Raw genomic sequence first — 24,477 nt, 5'->3', positions numbered from 1 at the left:
GGATTGCGGCGAGCTTCATTTGCGCTACGCGGTCTTCTTGGGATGGACGACCATCTGGCCGGACATCTCCATGTGCAGGGCGTGGCAAAACCACTGGCAGTAGTACCAATACACGCCCGGCCGGTCCGCCGTGAAGGTGACCGAGGATGTGGCCTGCGGCCCGATCTCCATGGCGATGCCATGGCCTTCGAGCGTGAAGCCGTGCGTCAGGTCCTCGATCACTTCCATGTTCGTGACCACCACGGTGACCTCGTCGCCCTGGTTGACCTCGAACTTCTTGATGCTGAACATGGGCGCGACCGCCATCATGTACACGCGCACCTTGTTGCCGTCGCGCACGACCTTGGCCGCATCGTCCAGCGAAACGCCGTCCTTCTTGGCCATCTGGCGGGCGTCTTCCCACATCGGGTCGTCGCGCTTCCAGACGCTTACCGGATGGACCTTGGAGCGGTGCACCAAGCACATGTCATGCGGCTCGGCGAAGCTGGGGCCGTCATGCACCAGTTTCATCTCGTCGCCGGAAATGTCGATGAGCTGGTCGTTCTCGGGCTTGAGCGGGCCGACGTTAAGGAAACGGTCCTTCGAGAACTTGTTCAGCGACACCAGCCATTTGCCGTCGGCCTCGCGGGTCTCGCCCATGGTCGAATGGTTGTGACCGGGCTGATAGTGCACGTCCAGCTTCTGGATGATCGGGTCGACCTTTTCGCCTTTGTAGGCGCGCTTTGCCTTGTCGATGTTCCACTTGACCATCTGGCTGTCGATGAACAGCGTGGTGTAGGCGTTGCCGCGGCCGTCGAACGCCGTGTGCAGCGGCCCCAGGCCCAACTGCGGCTCCGCCACCACGCAGTCGCGCGGCTTGATCTTGTCGTCGAACAGATCGTCCAGCGTGCGCACGTCCAGCACCGTGACGGTGGGCGAGAGCTTGCCGTTGAGCACCAGGTGGATGCCGTCGGGCGCGGCGTTGCAGCCGTGCGGCGAGTTCGGCACGGGGATGTAGCGGGTGTACTTGGAACCGTGGCGTCCGTCGACGACCGGCACGCCGCCCATCATCTTGAAGTCGCCATTCTTGACGGCTTCCTCGATGCGCTTGATGTTGAACACCACGACCCAGTCCTGCTCGTTGGCCGAGGCTTCTTCCACCGTGACGCCCTTCTCCGAGTTGTAGCAGGTGGAGAACGAGTACTTGCCCTGGTAGTCGGCGTCGCCGTTGTCCAGGTTGCCGTCGACCAGCACCTGCCAGGCGACCTTCATGGTGTCGCCGTCCAGGGCGGTGTAGATGGCGAAGAAGTTCTTCTTGGGATCGTCCGTCACCTTGCCGTCGTTGGGCAGCGGGATGATGTGCTCGCCGTTGGCGAAAACGTAGCCCGTGCGCGGGTAGCGCTGCGGCCGCAGGCCATGCACGCCGGAGACGTTGGGTAGCTCGGTGATCTTGTCCGTCTTCATTACATCCAGGCGGATGCGCGCGACGCGGTTGTTGGCCTTGTCGTTGATGAACAGATAGCGGCCGTCGTAGGTGCGGTCGGTGAAGGACAGGTGCGGGTGGTGCGCGTCGCCGTTGATGAAGACGCCGCCCTTGTCCTTCAGGTACTCGCGGGTTTCGGGCGTGAGGCCTTCGGTCAGGATCTTGCGGCTTTCATTGGTGCGGCCCCAGCCGGTGGCGCTGCAATGGTTGAAGACCGGGATGCGCACCAGTTCGCGCATGGAGGGCAGCCCCAGCACGCGCACCTCGCCCGACTGGCCGCTGGAATTGAAGGCATAGTATTCGTCCAGCTCGCCGGGCGCGACGTGGCCCAGCACGCCGTTCGCGCCGCCCTTTGCATCCTTGCCGTGGGCGGTGGAGATCTGCGCCCCGGCCACCAGGCCGGCGGCGCCCGTGATGGCTGCGGTGCCGAGGAAGCTGCGGCGGGTGAGGCCGGCCTTGTCGGGATTCTTGTCTGACATGGATAACTCCTTGGTAGGGACGGCGCCCCGGGCGCCGCGGTGCGGAAAGCGGGATCAGGCGCCAGGTTCGCTATTCGGATTCGGCGCGCGGTGCATGACGATGACCTGCTCGGCGGGTTCGGCGGCGGGCGCGCGGCGGCGCTCCCGCTTGGCCTTCTTCTGGATCAGGTGTGGGCACTTCTGTTCGTGGTGGTAGAGCATCTGGCAGTGCAGGCATTGGATGCACTCGTTCGGATTGATCTCGCCGGTGGGGTCGATCGCCTGTACCGGACATTCGAGATTGCAGCGTTGACAGGGATTGCCGCAGTCGCGGTAGCGGCGCAGCCAGTTGAAGATGCGCAGCCGCGCAGGGATTGCCAGCGCGGCCCCCAGCGGACAGAGATAGCGGCAGAAGAAGCGCTCCACGAACAGGCCGGCGGCCAGCAGCGCCACGGCGAATGCGACGAACGGCCAGTAGCGCATGAAGCGCAGGATGATCGCGGTCTTGAAGGGTTCGACCTCGGACAACTGTTCGGCCAGCGCCAGGTCGTACAAGGAGAAGCCGAACAGCAGCAGGAAGATCACGTACTTCAAGGTCGACAGGCGCTGGTTCACGCCGTGGCTGATCTTGGGCTGGCGCACACCCAGGCGGCGGGCGATGCGGTTGCTGAGTTCCTGCAGCGCGCCGAAGGGGCATAACCAGCCGCAGAAGGCGCCGCGGTTCCAGAAGACCATGGAGATGGCCGTGGCGCACCACAGGATGAACACCAGCGGGTCCATCAGGAAGTATTCCCAGCGGAAGTCGCTGCGCATGGCCGAAAAGAAAGTCAGCACGTTGACCACGGAAAGCTGGGCCTGGCCGTACCAGCCGATCCAGAACAAAGCGAACGCCAGGAACGCCAGCCGCAGGCGGTCGTGCAGCAGCGGACGGCTGGCGAGCTGGTCCTGGAAGAAGAAGACGCCCACCAGCACCAGCAGCGCCACCGTCAGCACGGCGACCTGGCCGGCCTTGCCGCGCCAGATCTGTTTCCATAGCGCGGGCGCGGCGTCTTCTTCCTGCGCAGTCTGGGCAGGGGCGGCTTGATCGGCAGTCGGCGGGGGCGCGGTGGATGCCTGCGCGCCCGCCACCGGCCGGGTATAGGCCGCCGGCAGTTCATAGCTCAGGTCGAAGGTGACGAAGGCCTTGTCGCTGACGCTGAGCACGCGTTGCACCATCAGCTGCAGGCGCCAGGGCGCGACCGGATCCAGCGCGGCGTCCTCGGGCACGACGAACAGGGCTACTTCGCGGAACGCGGGCGCGCCCTGCGCGGCCACGTCGGCCAGGCGCTGGTGATTGCGGTCGCGGAAGCGGAAGCTGCTTTCGTCCTGGATGATCTCGATGCGGTCGAAGATGCCGCCGCGCACGTAGCCCGAGCCCTTGAACGAGTAGGCGCCGTTGCCGGCCACCAGCACGGCCTGCTGGCCGGGCTTGAGCCTTTCCTTCAGGCGCTGCCATTCCGTGTCGCCCAGCAGGCTGCGGCCGATCGCGGGTACGCTGACCAGCGCGGCGTACAGGTCGATGAAGCCGTCCGCGTCCGTGCTGCCTTCTGTATTGGCTGCGGCGTCGTTCCTGCCCGACGCGCGGAAGGCCTGGTTCACGTCCTCGGGGTTCAGCCGCAGATTGCGCACCGCTCCGGCATCCAGCAGGTCCTGCCAGGACTGGACGGCATCGCGCGCATCGTCCACGACGCGGGCGGCAACGGGCGCGGCCGACGGCGCCACCGTGGCGGTCTTGTCGATGCCATGGGCGCGCGCCACGGCGATGGCCGAGCGCGTGATGCTGTCGCCGATCACCATCAGCGTGACGGTCGCGCCGCTGATGATGTCCACGGGCGGCGGGGCGCCATGGCGGGGAGGGGAGTCCACGAAGTTCAGCCCGACGTAGCCGCTGATGAAATGATCGACCTTGGACTGCGGAATGCCGATGAGCACGATGGGCTCGTGGTGCTCCACGAGGCGCGCGCCGACGATGCGTCCGTCATTGGCCAGGCCGACCAGCACGTCGATGGGCTTGCTGGAGTAGCCGCGGGTGTTGACGACGTCGGACGTCAGATAGACCACGCCCAATTGGCGCGTGCCCGCATACACCTTGGCAACCATGGGCTTGCCGGCGGGCGGGTCGGCGCGGTCCGCGCCGGGGAAGATCTGTCCGATGGGGATGCTGCCCAGGAAATCCGGCAGGCGTTGGGCCTGAGCGGCGCTGAAGACCTGCGAGGACAGCAGCAGCAAGAAAAGAAAGACTGCATGCACGAACCACTTGTACCGACTGAACCCGCGCCCCGCCGCTGTGCTGCCTTGCATTTTCGTACTCTGCTGATTGTGTTTGTTTGCAGGCATCCTAAGAATGCTTGGCATCGGTCGTATTGCGGTTTGTCAATCGGCGTACGCGCGCGGACCGTGCGGAGGCAATGCCCCTGCGTTTTGTAGGGGATATCCCCGTTTTGGAGAGGTTGAACGAGGCGCTATTGATGCCGGTCAATAGCGCGCTTTGCGCTGCGCCATAGACTTGTGCGTGGCGGCAGCGACGCTAGGCATGTGCCTCGCGCGTGTCGGAAGAGCCGCCAACGTTTACGGAGAATCTCCATGCTGGCAAAAGCCACCCTCGCCATCGCCCTGTCCGCAGCCAGCCTGCCCGCGTTGGCCGCTCAGTGCGAAGCAACCATAGAAAGCAACGACGCCATGCAGTACAACCTGAAGGAAATGGTTGTCGACAAAAGCTGCAAGCAATTCACCGTGCATCTCAAGCACGTCGGCAAAATGGCCAAGGTCGCCATGGGCCACAACTGGGTGCTGACCAAGGAAGCCGACAAGACGGCCGTGGCCACCGACGGCATGAACGCCGGCCTGCCGCAGGATTACGTCAAGGCGGGAGACACCCGCGTCATTGCCCACACCAAGGTCATCGGCGGCGGCGAGTCGGATTCGGTTACGTTCGACGTTTCCAAGCTCACCCCGGCCGAGGCCTATGCCTACTTCTGCTCGTTCCCGGGCCACTGGGCCATGATGAAGGGCACGCTCAAGCTCAGCGACTGATTGGCTGTCCTGGACCTGAAAGCCGGCTGCAAGCCGGTTTTTTTTGTCCGCTCCGGCAATGGCGCCAGACCCCGGATGTTCTGGTTCTACAGGCCTAAACCGCGTGCGCCTCAGGCATAAGGACGGGGTTCGTCACCGGCGTGTCACGGATTTTCCATGTACGATTACCGGTCGTGTAACTTCTGGAGCTCCTGATGGAGTGGCTGCTGGACCCTACTGCGTGGGTCGGCTTGCTTACCCTGGTCGTCCTTGAGATCGTCCTGGGGATCGATAACCTGATTTTCATCGCCATCCTGGCGGACAAGCTGCCCCCTGCGCAACGCGACCGCGCGCGCATCATGGGCCTGAGCCTGGCGCTCATCATGCGTCTAGGCCTCTTGTCGGTCATGTCATGGCTGGTCACGCTGACCACCCCCCTGTTTTCCATCGGCCCGCTGTCGTTCTCGGGCCGCGACCTGATCCTGATGATCGGCGGCCTGTTCCTGCTGTTCAAGGGCACGATGGAACTGCATGAGCGCCTGGAGGGCTCCCAGCACGGCGGCTCATCGGGGCCGCGCGTGTACGCGAGCTTCTGGGTGATCGTCACGCAGATCGTGGTGCTGGACGCGGTGTTCTCGCTGGACTCGGTCATCACCGCGGTCGGCATGGTGGACCACCTGGCCATCATGATGATTGCCGTGATCATCGCCATCGGCATCATGCTGCTGGCGTCCAAGCCGCTGACGCGCTTCGTCAACGCCCACCCCACGGTGGTGGTGCTGTGCCTGGGCTTCCTGCTCATGATCGGCTTTTCGCTGCTGGCTGAAGCCTTCGGCTTCAAGGTGCCCAAGGGCTACCTGTACGCGGCTATCGGCTTCTCGGTCGCCATCGAGGCGCTCAACCAGGTGGCGCGCCGCAACCTGCTCAAGCTGGATGCGCGCCGGCCGATGCGCGAACGTACCGCTTCCGCCGTGCTGCGCATGCTGGGCAAGCGTCCGCCTGCCGACGAACCCGACCTGCCCAGCGCGAACGGCCCGGCCATCCCGGCTTTCGGGGTCGAGGAGCGCAATATGGTCAGCGGCGTGTTGACCCTGGCCGAGCGGTCGATCCGTTCGATCATGACGCCGCGCACGGACGTGTCGTGGATCAACATCGACGACGACCCGGAAACCATCCGCCGCCAGTTGACCGAGGCGCCGCACAGCTTTTTCCCCGTTTGCCGGGGTTCCCTGGACGAGGTGCTGGGCATCGGCCGCGCCAAGGATCTGGTGGCCGACCTGATCACCGAGGGCAGGGTGCGCCGCAACCGTCTGCGCGACCCCATCATCGTGCACGAGTCCATCGGCATCCTGCGCCTGATGGACACGCTCAAGCGTTCGCGCGGCCAGCTGGTGCTGGTGGCCGACGAGTTCGGCGCCATCGAGGGCCTGGTGACGCCGATCGACGTGTTCGAGGCGATCGCCGGCGAGTTCCCCGACGAAGATGAACTTCCCGACATCGTCGCCGACGGCGAGAACACCTGGAAAATCGACGGCGCGGCTGATTTGCACCATGTCGAGCAGGTGCTGGAAACCGAGGGCCTGGTCGATGACGCCCAGGATTTTTCAACCCTGGCGGGGTATCTGCTGTCGCGCTTCGGGCACCTGCCCAAGCCGGGCGACGTCTGCGAGTACGAGATCCACCATGAGCATTTCCGCTTTGAAGTCCTGGAAATGGACGGCCGCCGCATCGCGCTGGTGCGCGTCGAGAAGCGGCCGCAGGAAATGCTTGCGGACGACGAATCCCTAGCCAACGACTAACTGGACCGACCTGCCATCGTGACCGAAAACACCCTATATCTGATCAAAGCTTTCGTCCTGGGCATCATCGAGGGCCTGACGGAATTCATTCCCGTGTCCAGCACCGGCCACCTTATCCTGGTGGGCGACTGGATCAATTTCGAATCCAGCCAGGGCAAGGTATTCGAGGTGGTGATCCAGCTGGGCTCCATCCTGGCGGTGATGTGGGTGTTCCGCGCGCGCCTGCTGACGCTGATCCGCGGCACGCTGACCGGGGTGCCCACCGAGGTCGCTTTCACCCGCAACCTGATCATCGCCTTCCTGCCGGCCGCCGTCGTCGGCGCCATCTTCATCAAGTCCATCAAGAGCATCTTCTATCACCCGGCCGTGGTGGTCGTGACCCTGGTGCTCGGCGGCCTGATCATGCTGTACGTGGAGCGCAAGACGCACCATACGCCGGGCGACATGCCGGGCGCGGCCGACGATACCGCCTCGGATGAGCGCGCCACGGCCCGCACGCTGGAGCAGATCACCTGGAAGCAGGCCCTCGGCGTGGGCGTGGCGCAATGCCTGGCCATGATCCCGGGCACCTCGCGCTCGGGCGCCACCATCATCGGTGGCATGATCGCCGGCATCCAGCGCAAGACGGCCACCGAGTTCTCGTTCTTCCTGGCCATGCCCACGATGCTGGGGGCGGCCGTGTACGACATGTACAAGAACTTCGGCGTGCTCACCCAGCACGACCTGTCGGGCATCGCGGTGGGCTTCATCGCCGCGTTCCTGAGCGCGATGGTGGTGGTGCGCGCGGTGCTGCGCTTTGTGGCCAACCATACCTACCGCGTATTCGCCTGGTACCGGATCATCTTCGGCGGCGTCGTCGCGGCCTGGATCTTCACGCGCTGATGGCGTGGCCGGCGGTTCGCCGGCAGCAGCAATGACAAGGGCCGCTTGCGCGGCCCTTGCTGTTTTCCGTCACGGTGCGCCCGAGGGCTACGCTTCCGTTTCCAGGTCGTAGAACTGCAGGCCGTCCTGGTCGATGACCAGCCAGCCGCCGCGGGCGGGCGACACGTGGTCGCAGTCCCAGTCGGGCAGGACCCAGCGCTCGCGCTTCTTGCCGTCCACTTCCAGCACGTGGCGGGCGGGGCGATGGGTATGGCCATGCACCAGCACGCGCACGCCCGTCTCGCGGAAGACGGATTCAATGGCGGCGGCGTTGACGTCCATGATCTCCATGGACTTCATCTGGTTGGCGGCCTGGCTTTCGCCGCGGGCCTGCTGCGCCATCGCCAGGCGTTCGGGGATCGTCTTGGCCAGGAATTCGGCCTGCCAGCGCGGATCGCGGACCATCTTGCGGAACTGCTGGTAGGCGGCATCGTCCGTACAGAACTCGTCGCCATGGGTCAGCAGGATTTGCCCGTAATCCGTTTCCAGCAGCGCCGGTTCGGGCAGCAGCTGGGCGCCCAGGGCCTGGGCCAGTTCTTTCCCGATGAGGAAGTCGCGGTTGCCGCGGCCCAGCCAGACCGGAATCCGGCTGGCGGTGTCGCGCAGCGCCGTCAGCGCCGTGGCGAGCCACGGCGGCGCGGCGCGGATCACGTCGTCGCCGATCCAGGCGTCGAAGATGTCGCCCGGCAGCAGCAGGGCGCCGGCTTCCTCCCGCGCGGCCTCCAGGAAGGCCAGAAAGGCCTCCGAGGTGGCCGGCGTGGCCGGTCCCAGATGCAGGTCGGATGCCAGCCAGATGGGGCCGGACAGCGCGATCTTATTCAAGAACTTCGGCCTTCTCGATGATCACGTCTTCGTTCGGGACGTTCTGGTGGAAGCCCTTGTTGCCGGTCTTCACGCCCTTGATCTTGTCGACCACGTCCGTGCCTTCGGTCACGGTGCCGAACACGGCATAGCCCCAGCCGTTGGGCGTGGGCGCGGTGAAGTTCAGGAAGTCGTTGTTGGACACGTTGATGAAGAACTGCGCCGTGGCCGAGTGCGGATCGCTGGTGCGGGCCATGGCCAGGGTGTACTTGTCGTTCTTCAGGCCGTTGTTGGCCTCGTTTTCGATGGGGGCATGGGTCTGCTTCTGCTTCATGCCGGGCTCAAAGCCGCCGCCCTGGATCATGAAGCCATCGATCACGCGATGGAACACCGTGCCGTTGTAGAAACCTTCCTTGACGTAGGTCAGGAAGTTTTCGACGGTCTTGGGCGCCTTGGCGGCATCCAGGGTGATGACCATGTCGCCTTGGTTCGTTTGGAGCTTGACGCGGGGGTTGGTGCTCATGGCTTTTGTGCCTTCAGAGGTGGAGGTGGAGGTGGAGGAATTGGCCGCGGGGGCGGCGCTGACGAGCGCTGGGGCGAATGCAGCCAGCGCGAACGAGCACGCCGTCAGGCGCAGCAGGTGTAGGGGGGAGTAGCGGGACATCATTTGCCGTGTTTATCCTTCAGCATGGTTTCGACTTCGCGGACCTTTTCCTGCATGCCGGGCACGCCATCGCGGGCGGCCTTCTTGTAGGTGTTCAAGGCCTGCAGAAGCTGCAGATCGCCCATATTGGCGCGGGCGGCGGCATAGTTGGGATCGGCGCGCAGGGCCATCGACAGGGCGTCCTGCGCGCGGTCGAGTTCGCCGCGCCCTGCATATAGAGCCCCCAGGTTGTTCCAAGGTTCCGGCAGCTCCGGAAAGCGGTTGGTCATCTCGGTGTAGACGTCGATGGCTTCGTTGGTGCGGTTCAGGGCCGCCAGCGCGCGGGCGTGCTGGAACATCAGTTGCACGTCGGTGCCGCGCTGGTCCTTGATCTGTTCCTGGCGCTTTTCGATCATGGCAAGCGCTTCTTCGTTGTCGCCGTGGTTCAGCAGGCGCTCGATGTAAGTCGTGATCTGCGAGGCCGAGGGAGTCAGGCGGGTGTCGACGCTGGGCTTGGCGGCTTCCAGCAGCTTGGCCAGACTGTCCCAGCCACCCTCGGGCGGGATGGGATCCAGGGTAGTGCGGCTGGCGTTGGGGTTGGTTCCCCCGCCGCCGGCCATCGACTGGGCCAGAGAGGCTCCAACCGGCGCGCCCGCAAGGGCCAGGGCGAGCAGGGCGACGCGAAAGCGCGGCTTGATAGTCACTTGGGCATCCGTTAAAAGTCTTGGCAGGCCGACGCTTACGCGCGCGACCGGGCCGCTTGCTATACTTGACGACCGCCATTTTAGCCCCGGTTGAGTTTTGGCTCGACATCGGGGACGAAGCCCCGGGATATCGTTGATGGAATGCGGGCTCGGAATGCGGGTTCGGGGCGGTCGGCGCCAGTGGGATTATGGCCCGAGGCCGAGATCGGGATCGAAACCGCGGGACCGAAATCGCAGTACCGAAATCGGCGGGATTGGAATCCGACCCGGCGGCACGCGCCGAAGGTATTTTCCTTCGGCAGCAACTTTCCGCAACCGCCACGGAAAACTTAGATAAAGCCTATAAGCGCCATGCTGCAAATCTACAACACGTTGTCGCGTACCAAAGAACCGTTCAAGCCGGCCCAGGCTGGTCAGGTGCGCATGTACGTGTGTGGCATGACCGTCTATGACTTCTGCCATCTGGGCCACGCCCGCATGCTGGTGTCGTTCGACGTCGTGCAGCGCTGGCTGCGCGCCAGCGGACTGGCGGTCGACTATGTGCGCAATATCACGGACATCGACGACAAGATCATCCGCCGCGCCGTCGAGACCGGCCGCCGCATCGGCGAAGTCACCGACTTCTACATCGACGCCATGCACGCCGACGAGCGTGCGCTGGGCGTCCAGACGCCGGACCGCGAACCGCGCGCGACCGAGTACGTCGGCGAGATGCTGGACATCATCGGCAAGCTCGAGCAGAACGGCCTGGCCTACCAGGCCGACGACGGCGACGTGAACTACGCCGTGCGCGGCTTTCCCGGCTACGGCAAGCTGTCCGGCAAGACGCTGGATGACCTGCGCGCCGGCGAGCGCGTGGCCGTGGGTTCGGCCAAGCGCGATCCGCTGGATTTCGTGCTGTGGAAGTCCGCCAAGGCCGACGAGCCTGCCGACACCAAGTGGGAATCGCCGTATGGCATGGGCCGTCCGGGCTGGCACATCGAGTGCTCGGCCATGAGCAAGTCGCTGCTGGGCCTGCCGCTGGACATTCACGGCGGCGGTCCGGACCTGAAATTTCCGCACCATGAAAACGAGATCGCCCAGACCGAGGGCGCTTTCGGCGGCGCGCTGGCCAACATCTGGATGCACTGCGGCCCGCTCATGGTCGATTCGGACAAGATGTCCAAGTCCCTGGGCAATTTCCGCACCATCCGCCAGACCATCGCACAGGAAGAACCGGCGGCCGATCAGGCCGTCTACCGCGTCAACCCGCGCGAAGCGGAGATGGTGCGTTTCTTCATCGTGCGCAACCATTACCGCAGCTCGCAGAACTACACGCCGGACAACCTGATCGACGCGCAGAACGCGCTCGACCGCCTGTACCAGGCGCTGCAGAATGTGCCCGCCGACACGCAGGGCATCGACTGGAACGAGCCGCAGGCCCAGGCCTTCAAGGCGGCCATGGACGACGACTTCAACAGCTCGGGCGCGGTCGCAGCCTTGTTCGAACTGGCCTCCGACGCCAACCGCAACAAGAGCGCGCGCAGCGCCGGCCAGTTGAAGGCGCTGGCGTCCCTGCTGGGCCTGCTGCAGCAGGATCCCGCGGCCTATTTCCAGTCGCCCACGCGCTATTCGGCGGCCGCCATGGAGCAGGGCGAGCGCCGTGCGCTGGACGCCGAGGCCATCCAGTCCCTGATCGACGCGCGCGCGGCCGCCAAGGCCTCCCGCAACTTCGCCGAAGCCGACCGCATCCGTGCGGAACTGCGCGAAGCCGGTATTGAACTCGACGACAAGCCGGGCGGCGTGACGCAATGGCGTCGCGCTTGAACCCGCAGGACCCGCCCGCCATGTCCACCGTCGACCTCGAGATTCCCAAGCCCGAGTACTGGGAAGCCGCCGTAGCCCACCTGATGCGGCGCGACCGCATCCTGAAAAAGATCATTCCCCAGCATCCCGAAGTCTGGCTGACTTCGCGCGGCACGCCTTTCGTGACGCTGGCGCGGGCGATCATCGGGCAGCAGGTGTCCAGCAAGGCGGCCGACACCGTCTGGACCCAGTTCATCGAGGCCGTGGGCAAGCGCCCGACGCCCGTCGCCGTGCTGCGCGTCGGCCTGGAGGGCCTGCGCGCGGCGGGGCTGTCGCAGCGCAAGGCCGAGTACGTGCTGGACCTGGCCGTGCATTTCGGCGAACGCCGGGTCCATCCCGAGAAATGGGCGGCAATGGACGACGAAGCCGTCATTTCCGAATTGACCGCCATCCGCGGCATAGGCCGCTGGACGGCGGAGATGTTTTTGATTTTCAATCTGCAGCGGCCTGATGTCCTGCCGCTGGATGATCCTGGGTTGCTCAAGGCAATCTCGCTACACTATTTCAGCGGCGAGCCTGTCTCTCGCTTCGAGGCTCGCGAAGTCTCGTTGGCGTGGCAACCCTGGCGTACCGTGGCGACCTGGTATCTGTGGCGCAGTCTGGATCCGACTCCGGTCCAATACTGACGCAAGCCAGGCAGCCCATCTACGGAACCACACTACATGCGCAATACATTTCTGGAATTCGAACAACCGCTCGCCGAGCTTGAAAACAAGATCGAGCAGCTGCGCTACGTGCAGGCCGATTCGGCCGTAGACATCTCCGACGAGATCGGACGTCTGCAGCAGAAGAGCCAGACCTTGGCCAAGGAAATCTACGCCAAGCTCACGCCCTGGCAGACGGCCCTGGTCGCCCGCCATCCCCAGCGTCCCTACACGCTGGACTACGTGCGCGAAATGTTCACCGACTTCCATGAGCTGCACGGCGACCGCATGTACGCCGACGACCAGTCCATCGTGGGCGGCCTGGCGCGCTTCAACGGCACGCCCTGCATGATCATCGGCCACCAGAAGGGACGCGACACCAAGGAACGCGCCGCGCGCAATTTCGGCATGCCGCGTCCGGAAGGCTATCGCAAGGCCCTGCGGCTGATGCGCCTGGCCGAGAAATTCGGCATCCCCGTGTTCACGTTCGTGGACACCCCGGGCGCCTATCCCGGCATCGGCGCCGAAGAGCGCGGCCAGTCCGAAGCCATCGGCCACAACCTCTATGCCATGGCCGAGCTCAAGGTCCCCGTGATCTGCACCATCATCGGCGAAGGCGGCTCGGGCGGCGCCCTGGCCATCGCCGTGGGCAATGCCGTGCTGATGCTGCAGTACGCGACCTACGCCGTGATTTCTCCGGAAGGCTGCGCCTCGATCCTGTGGCGCAGCGCCGACAAGGCGCCCGAAGCCGCCGAGGCCCTGGCCATCATCGCGCCGCGCCTGAAGGACCTGGGCCTGGTGGACCGCGTGGTCAACGAACCGGTGGGCGGCGCCCATCGCGACCCGCGCGTCATGGCCCGCCTGTTGCGCCGCGCGCTGGGCGATGCCCTGCGCCAGCTCCAGGGCATGACGCCCGAGCAGCTCGTGGAGCAGCGCGTCCAGCGCCTGCTGTCCTACGGCGCCTACCAGGAAGTGCGCGCCTGAAGCAGGCAGCGCGCCGGCATCCCCGCCGGCGCCGCGGCCTAGCGCCACGCGCCATCCCGCCATGAACGCCCGCCCAGCGTCCGATCCTCCGCATCGGGCCTCGGCGGGCGTAGTTCATTCCCTTCCCGTGTCGGCCGAGCTTGCCGCGGCCTTGCGCCGCGCCTTGCTGGCCTTGCCCGAGCGTCCGGCGCGCATCGCCGTGGCGTTGAGCGGCGGCGCCGATTCGGCCATGCTGGCCGTGCACGCGGCCCCTGTGGCGCGAGAAGTCGGCATGGATCTGGCGTTGTTCCATGTGCACCACGGCTTGCAGGACGCCGCCGACGCATGGACGCAGCATGCGCGCACGCTGGCGGACATGCTCGCGCTGCCGCTGTCGGTGGCGCGCGTGGAGGTGGCGCAGGCCGCGGGCAAGGGCATCGAGGCGGCCGCGCGCGACGCCCGCTACGCCGCACTGGCGCAATTGGCGCGAGAGCAGGGCGTGACGCATATCCTGTTGGCCCATCATCGCAACGACCAGGCCGAAACCGTCCTGCTGCGTCTGCTGCGCGGCACCGGGCTGGTCGGCATGGCAGCCATGGCGCCGCGGTCCCGGCGCGATGGGCTGGTCTACCTGCGACCCTGGCTGGAAATCGGCCGCGAGGCGATCCTGCATGCGGCGGACGAGGTGGCGCAAGCCAGCGGCTGGAGTCCGGTGCAGGACCCCACCAATACCGATCCGCACTACACCCGGGCTGCCCTGCGCGAGCTGCTGGCGCCGGCGCTCGATGCCCGCTGGCCCGGATGGCGCGCCATCGTCGCGCGCCACGCGCGCCACATGGGCGAGGCGGCGGAGATCTTGGACGAGGTGGCGCGGGAGGATTTCGCCGCGCTCGATCCTTCTGATGACGGCGCCAGCTTTTCGCTGCAGGCGTGGCGCGGGCTGTCCGAGGCGCGGCAGGCGCACGTGTTGCGCCATTGGCTGGAACGCAATGGCGCCCGCATGCCGACCGACGCCAGGATGCGCGATCTGCTGCGTCAGCTGCGCGGGTTGCACAGCCTGGGCCATGACCGCCAGTTGCGGGTGGAACAGGCCGGCCACGTCATCCGCTGCCACCGGGGCAGGGTCTGGGTCGAACCCCGGGAATAAGCGGATCAGCGCCGCCAATGTCCCCAAATAATCGCGCTGTGGACAGAATTTTGCACAAGCTGCGCAAATTTTTACCGCCGCGCTAGAATATACGGCTTTGCCCGTCAACCTTTTGCGGCGGGTTCCCAGCCAGAGTACGAGATGTCCCTGATCGTTCACAAATATGGCGGTACTTCGATGGGCTCGGTCGAGCGCATCAAGAACGTGGCGCGTCGCGTCGCGAAGTGGCACGCTGCCGGCCACCAGGTTGTCGTTGTTCCGTCGGCGATGGCGGGCGAGACCAATCGCCTGCTCGGCTTGGCGCGCGAGATTACGCCGCAGCCCGACAGCCGCGAGCTCGACATGATCGCCGCCACCGGCGAACAGGCCAGCAGCGGCCTGCTGGCCATCGCGCTGCAGGCCGAAGGCGTGCCGGCGCGCAGCTATGCCGGTTGGCAAGTGCCCGTGCGCACCGATTCGTCGTTCACCAAGGCGCGCATCTCGTCGATCGACGACGAGCGCATCCGCGCCGATCTGGACGCCGGCCGCGTGGTCATCGTCACGGGCTTCCAGGGCGTTGACCCGGAAGGCCACATCACCACGCTGGGCCGCGGCGGTTCCGACACCTCGGCCGTGGCCGTGGCGGCCGCCATCAAGGCCGACGAATGCCTGATCTACACCGACGTGGACGGCGTCTACACGACCGATCCGCGCGTGGTGCCCGAAGCGCGCCGCATGGCCGTCGTTTCCTTCGAGGAAATGCTGGAAATGGCATCGCTGGGCTCCAAGGTCCTGCAAATCCGTTCGGTTGAATTCGCCGGCAAATACCGTGTGCCGGTCCGGGTCCTGTCCTCGCTGACCGACCCGCTTATCCCGCTCGCAGAAGAAATGGTCTCGGGCACGCTGATTACTTTTGAGGAAGACGAAAAAATGGAAGCCGCCGTTGTCTCCGGCATCGCCTTCAGCCGCGACGAAGCCAAAATCACCTTGCTGGCCGTTCCGGACAAGCCCGGCATCGCCTTCTCGATCCTGGGCCCGGTCGCCGCCGCCAACATCGACGTCGACATGATCGTGCAGAACCAGTCCGTGGCTGGCACGACCGACTTCTCGTTCACGGTCAACCGCAACGAATTCGCCCGCGCCGTTGATCTGCTCAAGCGCGAAGTCATCCCCGCCGTGGGCGCGCGTGAACTGTCCACCGACGAGAAGGTCGCCAAGGTCTCCATCGTCGGCATCGGCATGCGCTCGCACGTGGGCGTGGCCAGCCTGATGTTCCAGACGCTTTCGCAAGAAGGCATCAACATCCAGATGATCAGCACCAGCGAGATCAAGACCTCGGTGATCATCGACGACAAGTACATGGAATTGGGCGTGCGCGCGCTGCACAAGGCCTTCGGCCTGGACCAGGCGCCTGCCGAAAAGGCCTGATTCAAGACTCCGGCACGATTTTTTTTGCAATGAGTGCCCGATAGCGGGCAAGAGTGAAAAAAGTCGTGCTAGAATCTCGTTCTCTTCGGAGATGTGCCCGAGAGGCTGAAGGGGCTCCCCTGCTAAGGGAGTATGTGGCTAAAAACTGCATCGTGGGTTCGAATCCCACCATCTCCGCCAAAGACACTTGCACCAGTGACACAAGGTTGCCTTAAGACCCGCATAGCTAATTGCTCTGCGGGTTTTTTGTTTGTGCGTTTGGACCGTTGTTGTCCCGTGCTAACCGACCTACATTGCGGGTATTTCTGCGGGCACCCTGAAGCAAAACGGATATCCGGCTACGTAGTACCTGCTTCTCAGGGGGGGGGGGAATGGACACACGCGCGGAGCTTTCGAGCATACGAATCCGCTAGGCTGATCGGGCAGGGTGCGCGGAAGCCGTTAGGTTGAGGGGGATCGTTGGGCTCTCCACTCGGGCTCTTTTTTTGGTGGGGGGCAGGCGCCAGATGGCGGTTGCGCGAAGGTCCGCCGGCAGTCTTACACGTTATCGATCTTCGCCGGGACTGTGCGGCGAAACTCGCCGATTCGGGTGACTAAACGGAGATCGCGTCGGGAATGGCAGTCTGACACCTTAGTTATAGCATCTGCGCACCCCGCCGTCGTTCGGGTTGCACAGGCTCGCGCGGGTTCGGGAAGGTCAGGAAAAACCTAAACTAGCGACTCATTGTGGCCGTAAGTAATAATGTTGCCTCTTTGTAAATGTGTCAGCGACGGAAATATGAGCCTTCTTTCACCGGATCTGTTAAGCAAACATGCGCGCCTTACCGAAACTATTGAACCGCTCGTGAGGGCCTTGTTGCACGACGCAGGAATCCCCTTCCTGGCTGTCACCGGGCGCACCAAAACTTTGGAAAGTGCCGAGCAAAAAATTCAGGACAAGAAGTACAGTAATCCTGAGTTGCAGCTAATGGACCTGACCGGCATTCGCATCATTCTGTACGTTGAGTCGGACGTTACCAGAGCCGTGGAGTTGATGCGCACTGCCTTCCGAGTGGATGACGAAAACTCCGTTGACAAGGACAAATCGTTATCTGTTAAGGAGGCGGGCTACCGTTCCGTACACTTGATTTGCGATATCGGTAGGGCTCGTGCGAGGCTCAAAGAATACGCGAGCTTTGGTCAGTTGAAGTTTGAGATACAAGTGCGCACTGTGTTGCAGCATGCATGGGCGGAATTGGAACATGACAAAAATTACAAATTCCAAGGTGGTCTGCCTGAAGACATGCAGCGTCAACTGTATCTGTATGCTGGGTCGTTGGAACTTGCCGATCGTGGCTTAGATCGGTTGGCACGAGAGATCGATGAGTATGTGGATAGGCTTCGGAAGAAGTCGGAGGCGGGTGACCTGAGTTCCAGCATAGACGCGGTAAGTCTCCATGAGTTCATTGATAGATGGACGCAAGATAACGGAATTCAGTTGGAAGAAGCACGCCCTTCCAATAGAGCGATGCCCCATCTGCTCAAAGAATTGGAGGCTTTAGGAATTCGGACGCTCAACGATCTAAGTGATGCGATTCCCGTAGACTATGTGAAGAAGTTCAAAGCGGATTCGGATCATCGCGAGACCAACATTTACGGTTTGGTGCGAGACTGGCTCATAATCAAGGATCCTTACACCTTGAGCAGGATTGTAGATTGGAGTATCAGTGCCTCCGACGTGGCATGGCTTTCGCAATTCATGTCCGAGGACGATGAGATATTTGTATATCGAAATTTTGATGTCCAGCCCCCCTACGACCCTCGCGATCATGAGTGAGGCTCGCGGGGTGGTTCGCTAAAATTTTTCGTGTTTTGGGGGCGGAGGAAAGCCTGGCGCTTGGTTGCCACATCGCGTCCGCGGCCACTGATTCCCAGGCAACTCCAGCTCTCTGCGGCCCTGAAGATTGCGGGTATTTCAGCGGGTGCGAAATTTTTCGTACCAACCACGGGGAGCAGGTCAGTTGCTGGCGGCCCCCCCGGAAGGCGAGCAGGGCGCTTGTGGCGCTGTGGCGCGCTGCGCTATCGCCTGCGACAAGCGCGGCACACGGCCACGGAGAACCTGGGGCGCAGCCCTGTGGCGTCTGCGGTGCTGGCTGAGCGTCGGAGCCCACCGGGAGATGGTCTTACTCCTTGGCGTGCAATGCTGCCCCTCCGCGCTTGTGCGCTAAATCTGCGAGAAATGACTTAGCCGTGCGTCACCCACTGCCGCCCGCGTTGGCGCGCCTCTGCGGGCCATTGATCTCGGTTCGGGATGACGCGGAGCGACACAGACGAACCTGCGCGGTCAGGTAGTAGGCCGATCTGGACAACGTCCTTTCAGCCACGCACATGAATTGCCAGGCCGGGGTACATTTGGGGCATTTACATCTGGATGCAGAGGGGCTGATGGCGGATCTGGCAAATAGCATATTCGGGTATGTCATAACCGGAATTTTGGGCCTTGTAGGGGGGTCGGTCCTTATGCGTTTACGCGGGCGAATTAGGACGCTTCCTTACACTGTTTGGCACAACCAAATTGGCGCATCGACAGACGGCACCTTGGGGACTATTGAAGTGAGATGGGCTGGTGTGGTGCTGGATCGGCTGTTCACGTCAAAGGTTGAGCTGATCAATGAATCTCACCACGACTTCACAAATCTAAAGGTACGGATTAGTGCCGGGCCTAATACCCGACTACATACGCAGCATTGCGAACTTAGCAATTCATCGTTGGCGGTCACTTACTCTCCCGAACTGCTGGCTCTTCTACCGCACGATCCGGACACCAGATTAACCACTGAGCAATATCAACATCTTCTCGTTTCCCGCGAGTATGTGTTGCCTATTTTTAACCGAGGCCAAAGGGCTACCTTTCTCTTTCTGTCCACGGTGGTCAATGAAGCGCCGGGTCCAATAGTTCTCTTGGAGATAGTTGAGGCCGGAGTGGCAGCGATTTTTCGGCAAGGTGGGAAGCGCATCTTTGGGGTGGCCGAAAAGCCGGCCACGATTACGGGCTTGGTCGCCGCTGTCGCCATTTATGCCGGGGTGGTCTGGATAGCGCCACCAGTTTGGGCCGCGGCACTGTGTGCGTTGCTCGCTGGCCTCGCATGTCGGCCTGTGGGAGCCATCGTCTACCGGTTGCCGTTTGAGTTCATGCGACTGATCGGCCGTTGAATTGACCATTGTGCTTTGGTATCCCAGTTTCCGTGCGGGTTTGAGGAATGGGCACTGGACGGGTGCTAGAGTCGATGAAAAAGGACGCGGAACCTCCGCATTTATGGCCGGCTTTGCTTGTCCGGTGGGGTAGGCATATCAGTAGGAGGCTGCGTTCCCCGGGGCGCTGCTGCTGTTTCTCTCATTTCGTCAAGGATGGATTTCCCTGTCCCGGTTTCAATGACGGACATGGTGGCCTTCCATGATTCCCGCCCTCGTTTCAGCCGGAGGTCGATTGGATTCAATTCGGGCGGCTGCTTGAAGTAGCGGATCAAGGCGTCCAAGGTGCTGCGACGGCGAGCTATAAGCTCCTGCGCCTTCAGCTCTTCCTGCCGCATGCGGATTTCGCTTTCGTACTCGCTCTTTGAGACAACCCGGTCGCCTATCAGGTACTTCGCGTCAGGTTCCGGGCCGAACTGGGCCAGCGCACCTTCCGCGACTTGCTTTTCAAGTCTGACCACCATCAGAATCGCGTCGCGAAGAGGCTTGTCCATTACAAACTTGTCGATCGCTCGCCATAACAATTTGTCGCGGAGAATCAGCAGCGTTGGCGAGAGAAAGTAGACGCCCAGCCAGGCGAGCGCCGCTTTGAATATCAAGCTCCAGGAAATGTCGATGTCCATACGTAGTGGCAACCATTTGTAGCTGACGATGACGGCAATCTAGCATGCATGACTGGCGCTCAGTTCGCGGCGCCGCTAGTGCCAGAAGCGGGTACTTTTGCGGGTACTTTAATTTTCGTACTTTGTAGATCGCGATTTGATGCGGATTTTCAGGAGGGGTGGCGGTGTCATCATCTCCGCCAGATTCTCTCCGATCTGGCTTCGGTCAGCACCGGAGATAAAAAACCCGCAATCGCGCAAGTGATTGCGGGTTTTTTTCATGGGCTCGCGGCGAGTTTGCGCCGCATGAGAAAATCGCTGATTCCCTTCCAGGCGCAGATCCCTTGAAACACCTGCTTGCCACGCTAGACCGGCTGAACGATTTCGATGAAGTCATCGATGTACGCACGCCGCTCGAATACGCCGATGACCATATTCCCGGCGCGATCAACGCGCCGGTGCTGAGCAATGAAGAGCGCGTGGTGGTGGGCACGCTGTACAAGCAGGTCTCGCCCTTCGAGGCCTCGCGCGTCGGCGCGGCGCTGGTGGCGCGCAATATCGCCGCGCATCTGGACACGACCTTCGCCGACCGGCGCCAGGGTTGGCGGCCGTTGATCTATTGCTGGCGCGGCGGCACGCGCTCCGGCTCCATGACGACGATGTTCAACATGATAGGGTGGCGCGCGCGGCAGCTCGACGGTGGCTACAAGACCTATCGGCAGGCCACGCTGGACGCGCTGGATAGCCTGCCGGCGAACTTGAGCTACATCGTGCTGGCCGGGCCCACGGGCAGCGGCAAGACGCGCTTGTTGAACGCGTTGGGGGAGGCCGGCGCGCAGACGCTGGACCTGGAGCGGCTGGCCGCGCATCGCGGCTCGCTGCTGGGCGCATGGGCCGGTGTCGCGCAGCCCTCGCAAAAGGGCTTCGACACGCGGCTGGCGCAGAGCCTGCGCGCGTTCGATGCGTCGCGGCCGGTGTTCGTCGAAGCGGAGAGCCGCAAGATCGGCGCGGTCGCGCTGCCTGCCGCGCTATTGAAGGCGGTGCACGCGAGTCCCTGCATTGAGGTCCGCTCCAGCCGCGAGGATCGCGCGGCCTTTCTGCAGCAGGATTACGCCCATCTGTTCGACGACCCTGCAACCTTCAAGGCGCAGCTTCAGCGCATGGTCGGCTTGCACAGCCGCGAGCGCGTGAACGGCTGGCTGGCCTTGGTCGACAGCGGCGCGCGCGCCGAGCTGGCGCAGGAGCTCATAGACCGGCACTACGATCCGGCCTATGCGCGCAGCTGCCATGCGCACTTTACGCAATTGCCGCAGGCGCTGCGCTTGGAATTCAGGCCCAATGACGGCGATGTCGTGGAGCAGGCGAGGGCGCTGCTGGCAAGAATGGAAACAACTGGCGGCGCTTGCTGATCCGCATTCGGTCATCCGCGCCGGGCGGGCGCGGTGTATCGCTTTTTCCCTCGGATTACAGGAAAATTGGCCACGCAAGCGACCAAGCCGGACTGCGTGAATCTACCTGGAGGGGCGGGGGATGCATCACACTCTACGGATCAAACTCTCGTTCGTGCTGGCAGCCGGCGCGGCCATCGCTGCTCCGGTCCATGCCTTTGATGCCGAAAGACACCCCGAGTACACATTGCGCGCGGTGGAGCTGTACCGTCAATGTGAGGGAGTATCCCTTTCGGGTGAACTGGCCGAAGCGTTTGCCGAAGGGACCAGGAATGAGGACGCCAGCATCCTCACGCTAGGTCAGCGCATAGCCAATTGGCACTTCTACAACCGGGACGGAAAACTGCGCGACAGCTGGTTCGCCAACCGCAGTCTGGATGTTATTTTCGCCAAGCGCAATGCTGAGCTTGAAACCCTGCTTGCCGCCAAGACGCGAGACAGCGAACAAATCTACGAGCGGGCGGGGCGGGTGCTGCACTACATCCAGGACATGAGCGTGCCGGCTCATGTGGTTCCCGTCTACCATGCGAAGCTGCCGCTATTGGGTGGAGGCGACCCGTTCGACGCATACCAACCAAACGCGTTGACCAAACCGTCCTGGTCGCCTGCGGGCTGCCAGGAATTGCGCCTTATGGTTGCGGTGGATCCAGGCTTCCCGAAGGCGCTGCTGGATGCCACCGCTCAATCGACGCTGCAACGCATAGGCCAGCTTGGTGGCATCGAAGGCGGGGATGGCTGGGAAAGATATTGGATCTATCCATCATCGAACCGGTCCGAGGCGGACAAGGGGTGGGGCAGCTATCCCGAAAATGGCTGCGAGTTCGTGGCGGATGAGACCGCGCCTGGATGCAAGAGCCGGGAGCGGCTGGATGCCTTGTTCGCCTTGCAGTACCGGGATGTGCTGTGGAATTCCGTGCGCATGCTGATCTATCTGGAGCGCCGCCTGGCGCAAGAAAAATAGTCCTTCCGGCGGCAAGGCCGGGATGTGTGGTGGCGTTCGGGGAGAGCGACGTGCTGCATATACAGTCCAAGGATGGCGCCGCACGGCGGCATGAACGGTTGCTGCGTTGGAGGCCAATGGCTTTGCTGGCGGCAGCCTGCGCAGCGGTGGCTATTCTGCTGGCGGCCGGTTGCAGCGGGATCGTGGGCGGCGCCGCCAACACGATCTATCCCAGCCTGGCGCAACCAGAAGAGATTGAGGCCCCTCCAACGTTCGCGACTTATCTGCCGTCTGCGGCGACCCAGGCGATCCTGGGCGGACGAGGGCAGGGGCTCAATTGCTCCATTCCCCCATTGCTGGCGCGACTGGCCTTCGAGTCCGGGCGCGATGAATCGGACGTCAGTCTGCGCTTTCGCCAAGCCTGCGTCATGCATGACATGTGCTACCGGCACGGGTATGCAACCTACCGCTACACGCAGTCTGATTGCGACACGATGCTGCAGCAGTATGCGTTCAGGTTGTGCCGGCAGATCAATCGGCCGCCGTCCATTGGCGCAGCCGGCGGGGGCTCGCAGCGCCCGAGGCAAGATGACGTTCAGAACGCGCAGGCTGTCTACGACGCCTGCGAGACGGAGGCGAAAAAGGTGCTGCTTGGCGTCACGCTTGGCGGCGGCGGATCCTATTTGGCTGCCGATCGTTCCACCTATTTCGAGTATGACCCCATGCCGGCTGGCGCGGACGACTATGTGGTCGCGCGCGCGGTCCCGGCGATGGACGTGCAGAACGATAAAGGCGATATCGGCATACGTACCTTCTACTTTCAGCGCAACACGGTGGAGATGGCGATGTTGATGAAGCCGGCGCCGGGAAAAGCGGGCCTCGCCAGGGTCCAAGCCACGCCTGTGTTGTTTCCGCAGCGCTTGATCGCGACGCCGCCCGTTCTCTGGGTGCCCGGGGCGCCGGCGGATCCATTCGTGGCGCTTGCGCGTGAATCCTTCGGCAATACTGACTTGACCGTAGTGCGCTTTCAAACCCGGGGCGTCACCGTGGCAGGCGATCTCAGCTTGGCGCTTTCACCGTGTCCTCAGCGTATTGGTAGCCTGTGCGTGAGTAACGCCGATGCGTCTATCCGCAAGCTGGCCTCGGTGGACGGCAGGCCTGTGCTGCTGTCGTTGACACATAGAGGCACGCTGGAGGCTTCCTCCTCGGCCAGCGGGGATGATGGGCGCACTGTGAAGATTGTGCAGAAAGACCTGTCCAGCTTGAACTTGAGCCCGGTCGAGCAGGAGGCGGTCGCCTCAGGCGGCGTTGAATGCAGGGCGGGTACTTCCCGGGTCAAGGGCGCCGACGGCAAGTTCAGATGCGTGATGGACGACTATTCCCTGAATGGCTCGAGGCTGATCAGGGATAAGTACCGATTTTTGCAGCATGATCTTTTGCTTGAGCAGGACGCGGCGGGAAATGCAACCCATGCCTGGGTGCTGGCTCGCGGCGCTGCGCTAGGCGTGGTGGCGGGTGAATCCGTGGTGGCCGAGAGCTCAGGCAAGGACTACAGGTCCAGGCTGGTGGTTGTGCGCCAGGCGCTAGGCGATGGGAAGCACGGCCAGACGCAACGATTCGGATTGGAGGTGCTGGAGGCGGACGAGCCGCTTTCGTTGGTGCGGATGGGCAGAGCTACGGGAACGGCGCTGATAGGGGTGTCGTGGAGCAAGGACGATCTGGAGCGTGTCGAGAGTGGTCGGCAGCCGTTTGCCGCCCCTGTCCTTAAGCTATGGAAGATGCAGGGTGCAGGGCAGGCGCCGCAGCCACAGCCGGAGGAGATCGCCTTGCCCGCGGCGTTGGGGGAGGGATTCTTAAGCGTTCCTCCCTCGATCGTGCGGCTGGCTGGAATCGATCAGCCATTGCTTGTCTTCGTGCGTGTCGATGATCCGGTGGCGCAAGATGGGCGGATCATTCCGGAGAAGGCCAAGGTTGTCCGCATTAGATTTCAGGTGGTGCCCTTGGATGATGCGAGTCTAGCGGCGGGGTCGTTGAAAGCGGGAGGGGAATACAGTTGTGTCATCGATTTGGACAGGCAGGGGCGGCTACCTGCTGCCTCGCGGCTGAGGGCGCGGGCATTTCATGCGCTGGCAATGGACGGCGAGACGACCGAGCGCTCCGCGATTTCGCTGCCTCGCGAGGTGCGGGACCGGATGTTCAGGGATTTGTCGTATCGCTGGAGGATGAGCCAGTTCATCGCATCGGAGCGGCGTGCGGATGATGGCGGCGGCCTGCTGGCGTTGACGATGGTCTTCAATGGATTCCCGGCGCTTTCTACGCAGATGTTGTTGCGCCCGTCTCCTGACGGCCTGTCGTTTGTTCAGGACGGCGGCTGTATCGGTGAGGTATGAATCCTACTGTGTCGCTTGCGC

The 24,477-nt window shown here is 63.2% G+C and carries 20 protein-coding genes and 1 tRNA gene; 15 read left to right on the top strand and 6 right to left on the bottom strand.

The genetic code is table 11. From position 1 onward, the window contains the following. Positions 1–24 precede the first annotated feature (24 nt). Together nosZ and DXK93_RS10980 are read right to left on the bottom strand one after the other, a co-directional pair. Positions 25–1,941 carry a TAT-dependent nitrous-oxide reductase gene (gene nosZ / locus DXK93_RS10985; RefSeq protein ID WP_054453182.1) on the bottom strand — a complete coding sequence of 639 codons (1,917 nt, stop codon included), beginning with the start codon at positions 1,939–1,941 and terminating at the stop codon, positions 25–27. Between the two features lie 54 nt (positions 1,942–1,995). Next, positions 1,996–4,260: a NosR/NirI family protein gene (locus tag DXK93_RS10980; protein ID WP_233564535.1), complete on the bottom strand. Its 2,265-nt coding sequence runs from the start codon at positions 4,258–4,260 to the stop codon at positions 1,996–1,998. A 282-nt stretch (positions 4,261–4,542) separates the two neighbouring features. Between DXK93_RS10980 and azu the strand changes: the two genes are divergently transcribed. The 3 genes from azu (at position 4,543) to DXK93_RS10965 (ending at position 7,652) form a co-directional block, all read left to right on the top strand. Further along, on the top strand, positions 4,543–4,992 hold the full coding sequence (azu, locus tag DXK93_RS10975) for an azurin (protein ID WP_119450060.1): 450 nt from the start codon (positions 4,543–4,545) through the stop codon (positions 4,990–4,992). Between the two features lie 194 nt (positions 4,993–5,186). Continuing rightward, the gene (locus DXK93_RS10970) at positions 5,187–6,770 is read left to right on the top strand and encodes a TerC family protein (protein WP_054453178.1); all 1,584 of its coding nucleotides are present in this window, start codon (positions 5,187–5,189) and stop codon (positions 6,768–6,770) included. 18 nt (positions 6,771–6,788) lie between these two features. Then, on the top strand, positions 6,789–7,652 hold the full coding sequence (locus DXK93_RS10965) for an undecaprenyl-diphosphate phosphatase (RefSeq protein ID WP_119450059.1): 864 nt from the start codon (positions 6,789–6,791) through the stop codon (positions 7,650–7,652). A gap of 87 nt (positions 7,653–7,739) precedes the next feature. On the opposite strand, the gene DXK93_RS10960 is transcribed toward DXK93_RS10965, so the two are convergent. The 3 genes from DXK93_RS10960 to DXK93_RS10950 form a co-directional block, all read right to left on the bottom strand. Next, the gene (locus tag DXK93_RS10960; RefSeq protein WP_119450058.1) at positions 7,740–8,513 is read right to left on the bottom strand and encodes a UDP-2,3-diacylglucosamine diphosphatase; all 774 of its coding nucleotides are present in this window, start codon (positions 8,511–8,513) and stop codon (positions 7,740–7,742) included. Then, entirely contained in the window at positions 8,506–9,015 is a 510-nt protein-coding gene (locus tag DXK93_RS10955) for a peptidylprolyl isomerase (RefSeq protein ID WP_042794482.1), read from the bottom strand. The genes DXK93_RS10960 and DXK93_RS10955 overlap by 8 nt, the downstream gene beginning before the upstream one ends. Positions 9,016–9,155: 140 nt before the next feature. Next, positions 9,156–9,839 carry a tetratricopeptide repeat protein gene (locus DXK93_RS10950; protein WP_054453172.1) on the bottom strand — a complete coding sequence of 228 codons (684 nt, stop codon included), beginning with the start codon at positions 9,837–9,839 and terminating at the stop codon, positions 9,156–9,158. Between the two features lie 351 nt (positions 9,840–10,190). Here DXK93_RS10950 and cysS point away from each other — a divergent pair, with 351 nt between their 5' ends. The 8 genes from cysS to DXK93_RS31825 all read left to right on the top strand — a co-directional run bounded on the left by cysS (position 10,191) and on the right by DXK93_RS31825 (position 19,037). Then, positions 10,191–11,645 (top strand): cysteine--tRNA ligase, encoded by a 1,455-nt coding sequence (gene cysS / locus DXK93_RS10945; protein ID WP_119450057.1) that lies wholly within the window; start codon positions 10,191–10,193, stop codon positions 11,643–11,645. Positions 11,646–11,665: 20 nt separating this feature from the next. Beyond that, entirely contained in the window at positions 11,666–12,310 is a 645-nt protein-coding gene (locus DXK93_RS10940; RefSeq protein ID WP_054453697.1) for a DNA-3-methyladenine glycosylase, read from the top strand. Positions 12,311–12,346: 36 nt separating this feature from the next. Further along, a complete protein-coding gene (locus tag DXK93_RS10935) occupies positions 12,347–13,312 on the top strand; it encodes an acetyl-CoA carboxylase carboxyltransferase subunit alpha (protein WP_119450056.1) in 966 nt (321 codons plus the stop codon). 151 nt (positions 13,313–13,463) lie between these two features. Beyond that, the gene (gene tilS, locus DXK93_RS10930; RefSeq protein WP_370126549.1) at positions 13,464–14,438 is read left to right on the top strand and encodes a tRNA lysidine(34) synthetase TilS; all 975 of its coding nucleotides are present in this window, start codon (positions 13,464–13,466) and stop codon (positions 14,436–14,438) included. 141 nt (positions 14,439–14,579) lie between these two features. After that, complete coding sequence (locus DXK93_RS10925) at positions 14,580–15,845, top strand: aspartate kinase (protein WP_054453165.1); 1,266 nt, start codon at positions 14,580–14,582, stop codon at positions 15,843–15,845. An 87-nt stretch (positions 15,846–15,932) separates the two neighbouring features. Next, positions 15,933–16,025: transfer RNA gene (locus tag DXK93_RS10920), tRNA-Ser, on the top strand. Positions 16,026–16,623: 598 nt separating this feature from the next. Next, positions 16,624–17,661: a GTP pyrophosphokinase family protein gene (locus tag DXK93_RS10915; RefSeq protein ID WP_158598551.1), complete on the top strand. Its 1,038-nt coding sequence runs from the start codon at positions 16,624–16,626 to the stop codon at positions 17,659–17,661. 608 nt (positions 17,662–18,269) lie between these two features. Continuing rightward, positions 18,270–19,037: a hypothetical protein gene (locus DXK93_RS31825; RefSeq protein ID WP_147400233.1), complete on the top strand. Its 768-nt coding sequence runs from the start codon at positions 18,270–18,272 to the stop codon at positions 19,035–19,037. Positions 19,038–19,138: 101 nt separating this feature from the next. On the opposite strand, the gene DXK93_RS10905 is transcribed toward DXK93_RS31825, so the two are convergent. Continuing rightward, on the bottom strand, positions 19,139–19,699 hold the full coding sequence (locus DXK93_RS10905) for a hypothetical protein (RefSeq protein ID WP_119450052.1): 561 nt from the start codon (positions 19,697–19,699) through the stop codon (positions 19,139–19,141). A gap of 48 nt (positions 19,700–19,747) precedes the next feature. On the opposite strand from DXK93_RS10905, the gene DXK93_RS31820 reads away from it, so the two are divergent. From DXK93_RS31820 to DXK93_RS10890, 4 genes are all read left to right on the top strand, one after another. Further along, on the top strand, positions 19,748–20,026 hold the full coding sequence (locus tag DXK93_RS31820) for a hypothetical protein (protein ID WP_147400232.1): 279 nt from the start codon (positions 19,748–19,750) through the stop codon (positions 20,024–20,026). After that, the gene (mnmH, locus tag DXK93_RS10900; RefSeq protein WP_119450051.1) at positions 20,023–21,087 is read left to right on the top strand and encodes a tRNA 2-selenouridine(34) synthase MnmH; all 1,065 of its coding nucleotides are present in this window, start codon (positions 20,023–20,025) and stop codon (positions 21,085–21,087) included. The genes DXK93_RS31820 and mnmH overlap by 4 nt, the downstream gene beginning before the upstream one ends. Before the next feature lie 121 nt (positions 21,088–21,208). Then, on the top strand, positions 21,209–22,087 hold the full coding sequence (locus DXK93_RS10895; protein ID WP_199728286.1) for a hypothetical protein: 879 nt from the start codon (positions 21,209–21,211) through the stop codon (positions 22,085–22,087). A 116-nt stretch (positions 22,088–22,203) separates the two neighbouring features. Then, on the top strand, positions 22,204–24,456 hold the full coding sequence (locus DXK93_RS10890) for a hypothetical protein (RefSeq protein WP_119450050.1): 2,253 nt from the start codon (positions 22,204–22,206) through the stop codon (positions 24,454–24,456). Positions 24,457–24,477 lie beyond the last annotated feature (21 nt).

This window comes from Achromobacter sp. K91 (assembly GCF_003576205.1).
GTDB classification, from domain to species: domain Bacteria; phylum Pseudomonadota; class Gammaproteobacteria; order Burkholderiales; family Burkholderiaceae_B; genus Achromobacter; species Achromobacter aegrifaciens.
Note: the sequence above shows the minus strand (reverse complement) of the source record. Positions and strands in the feature narration are given on the sequence as shown.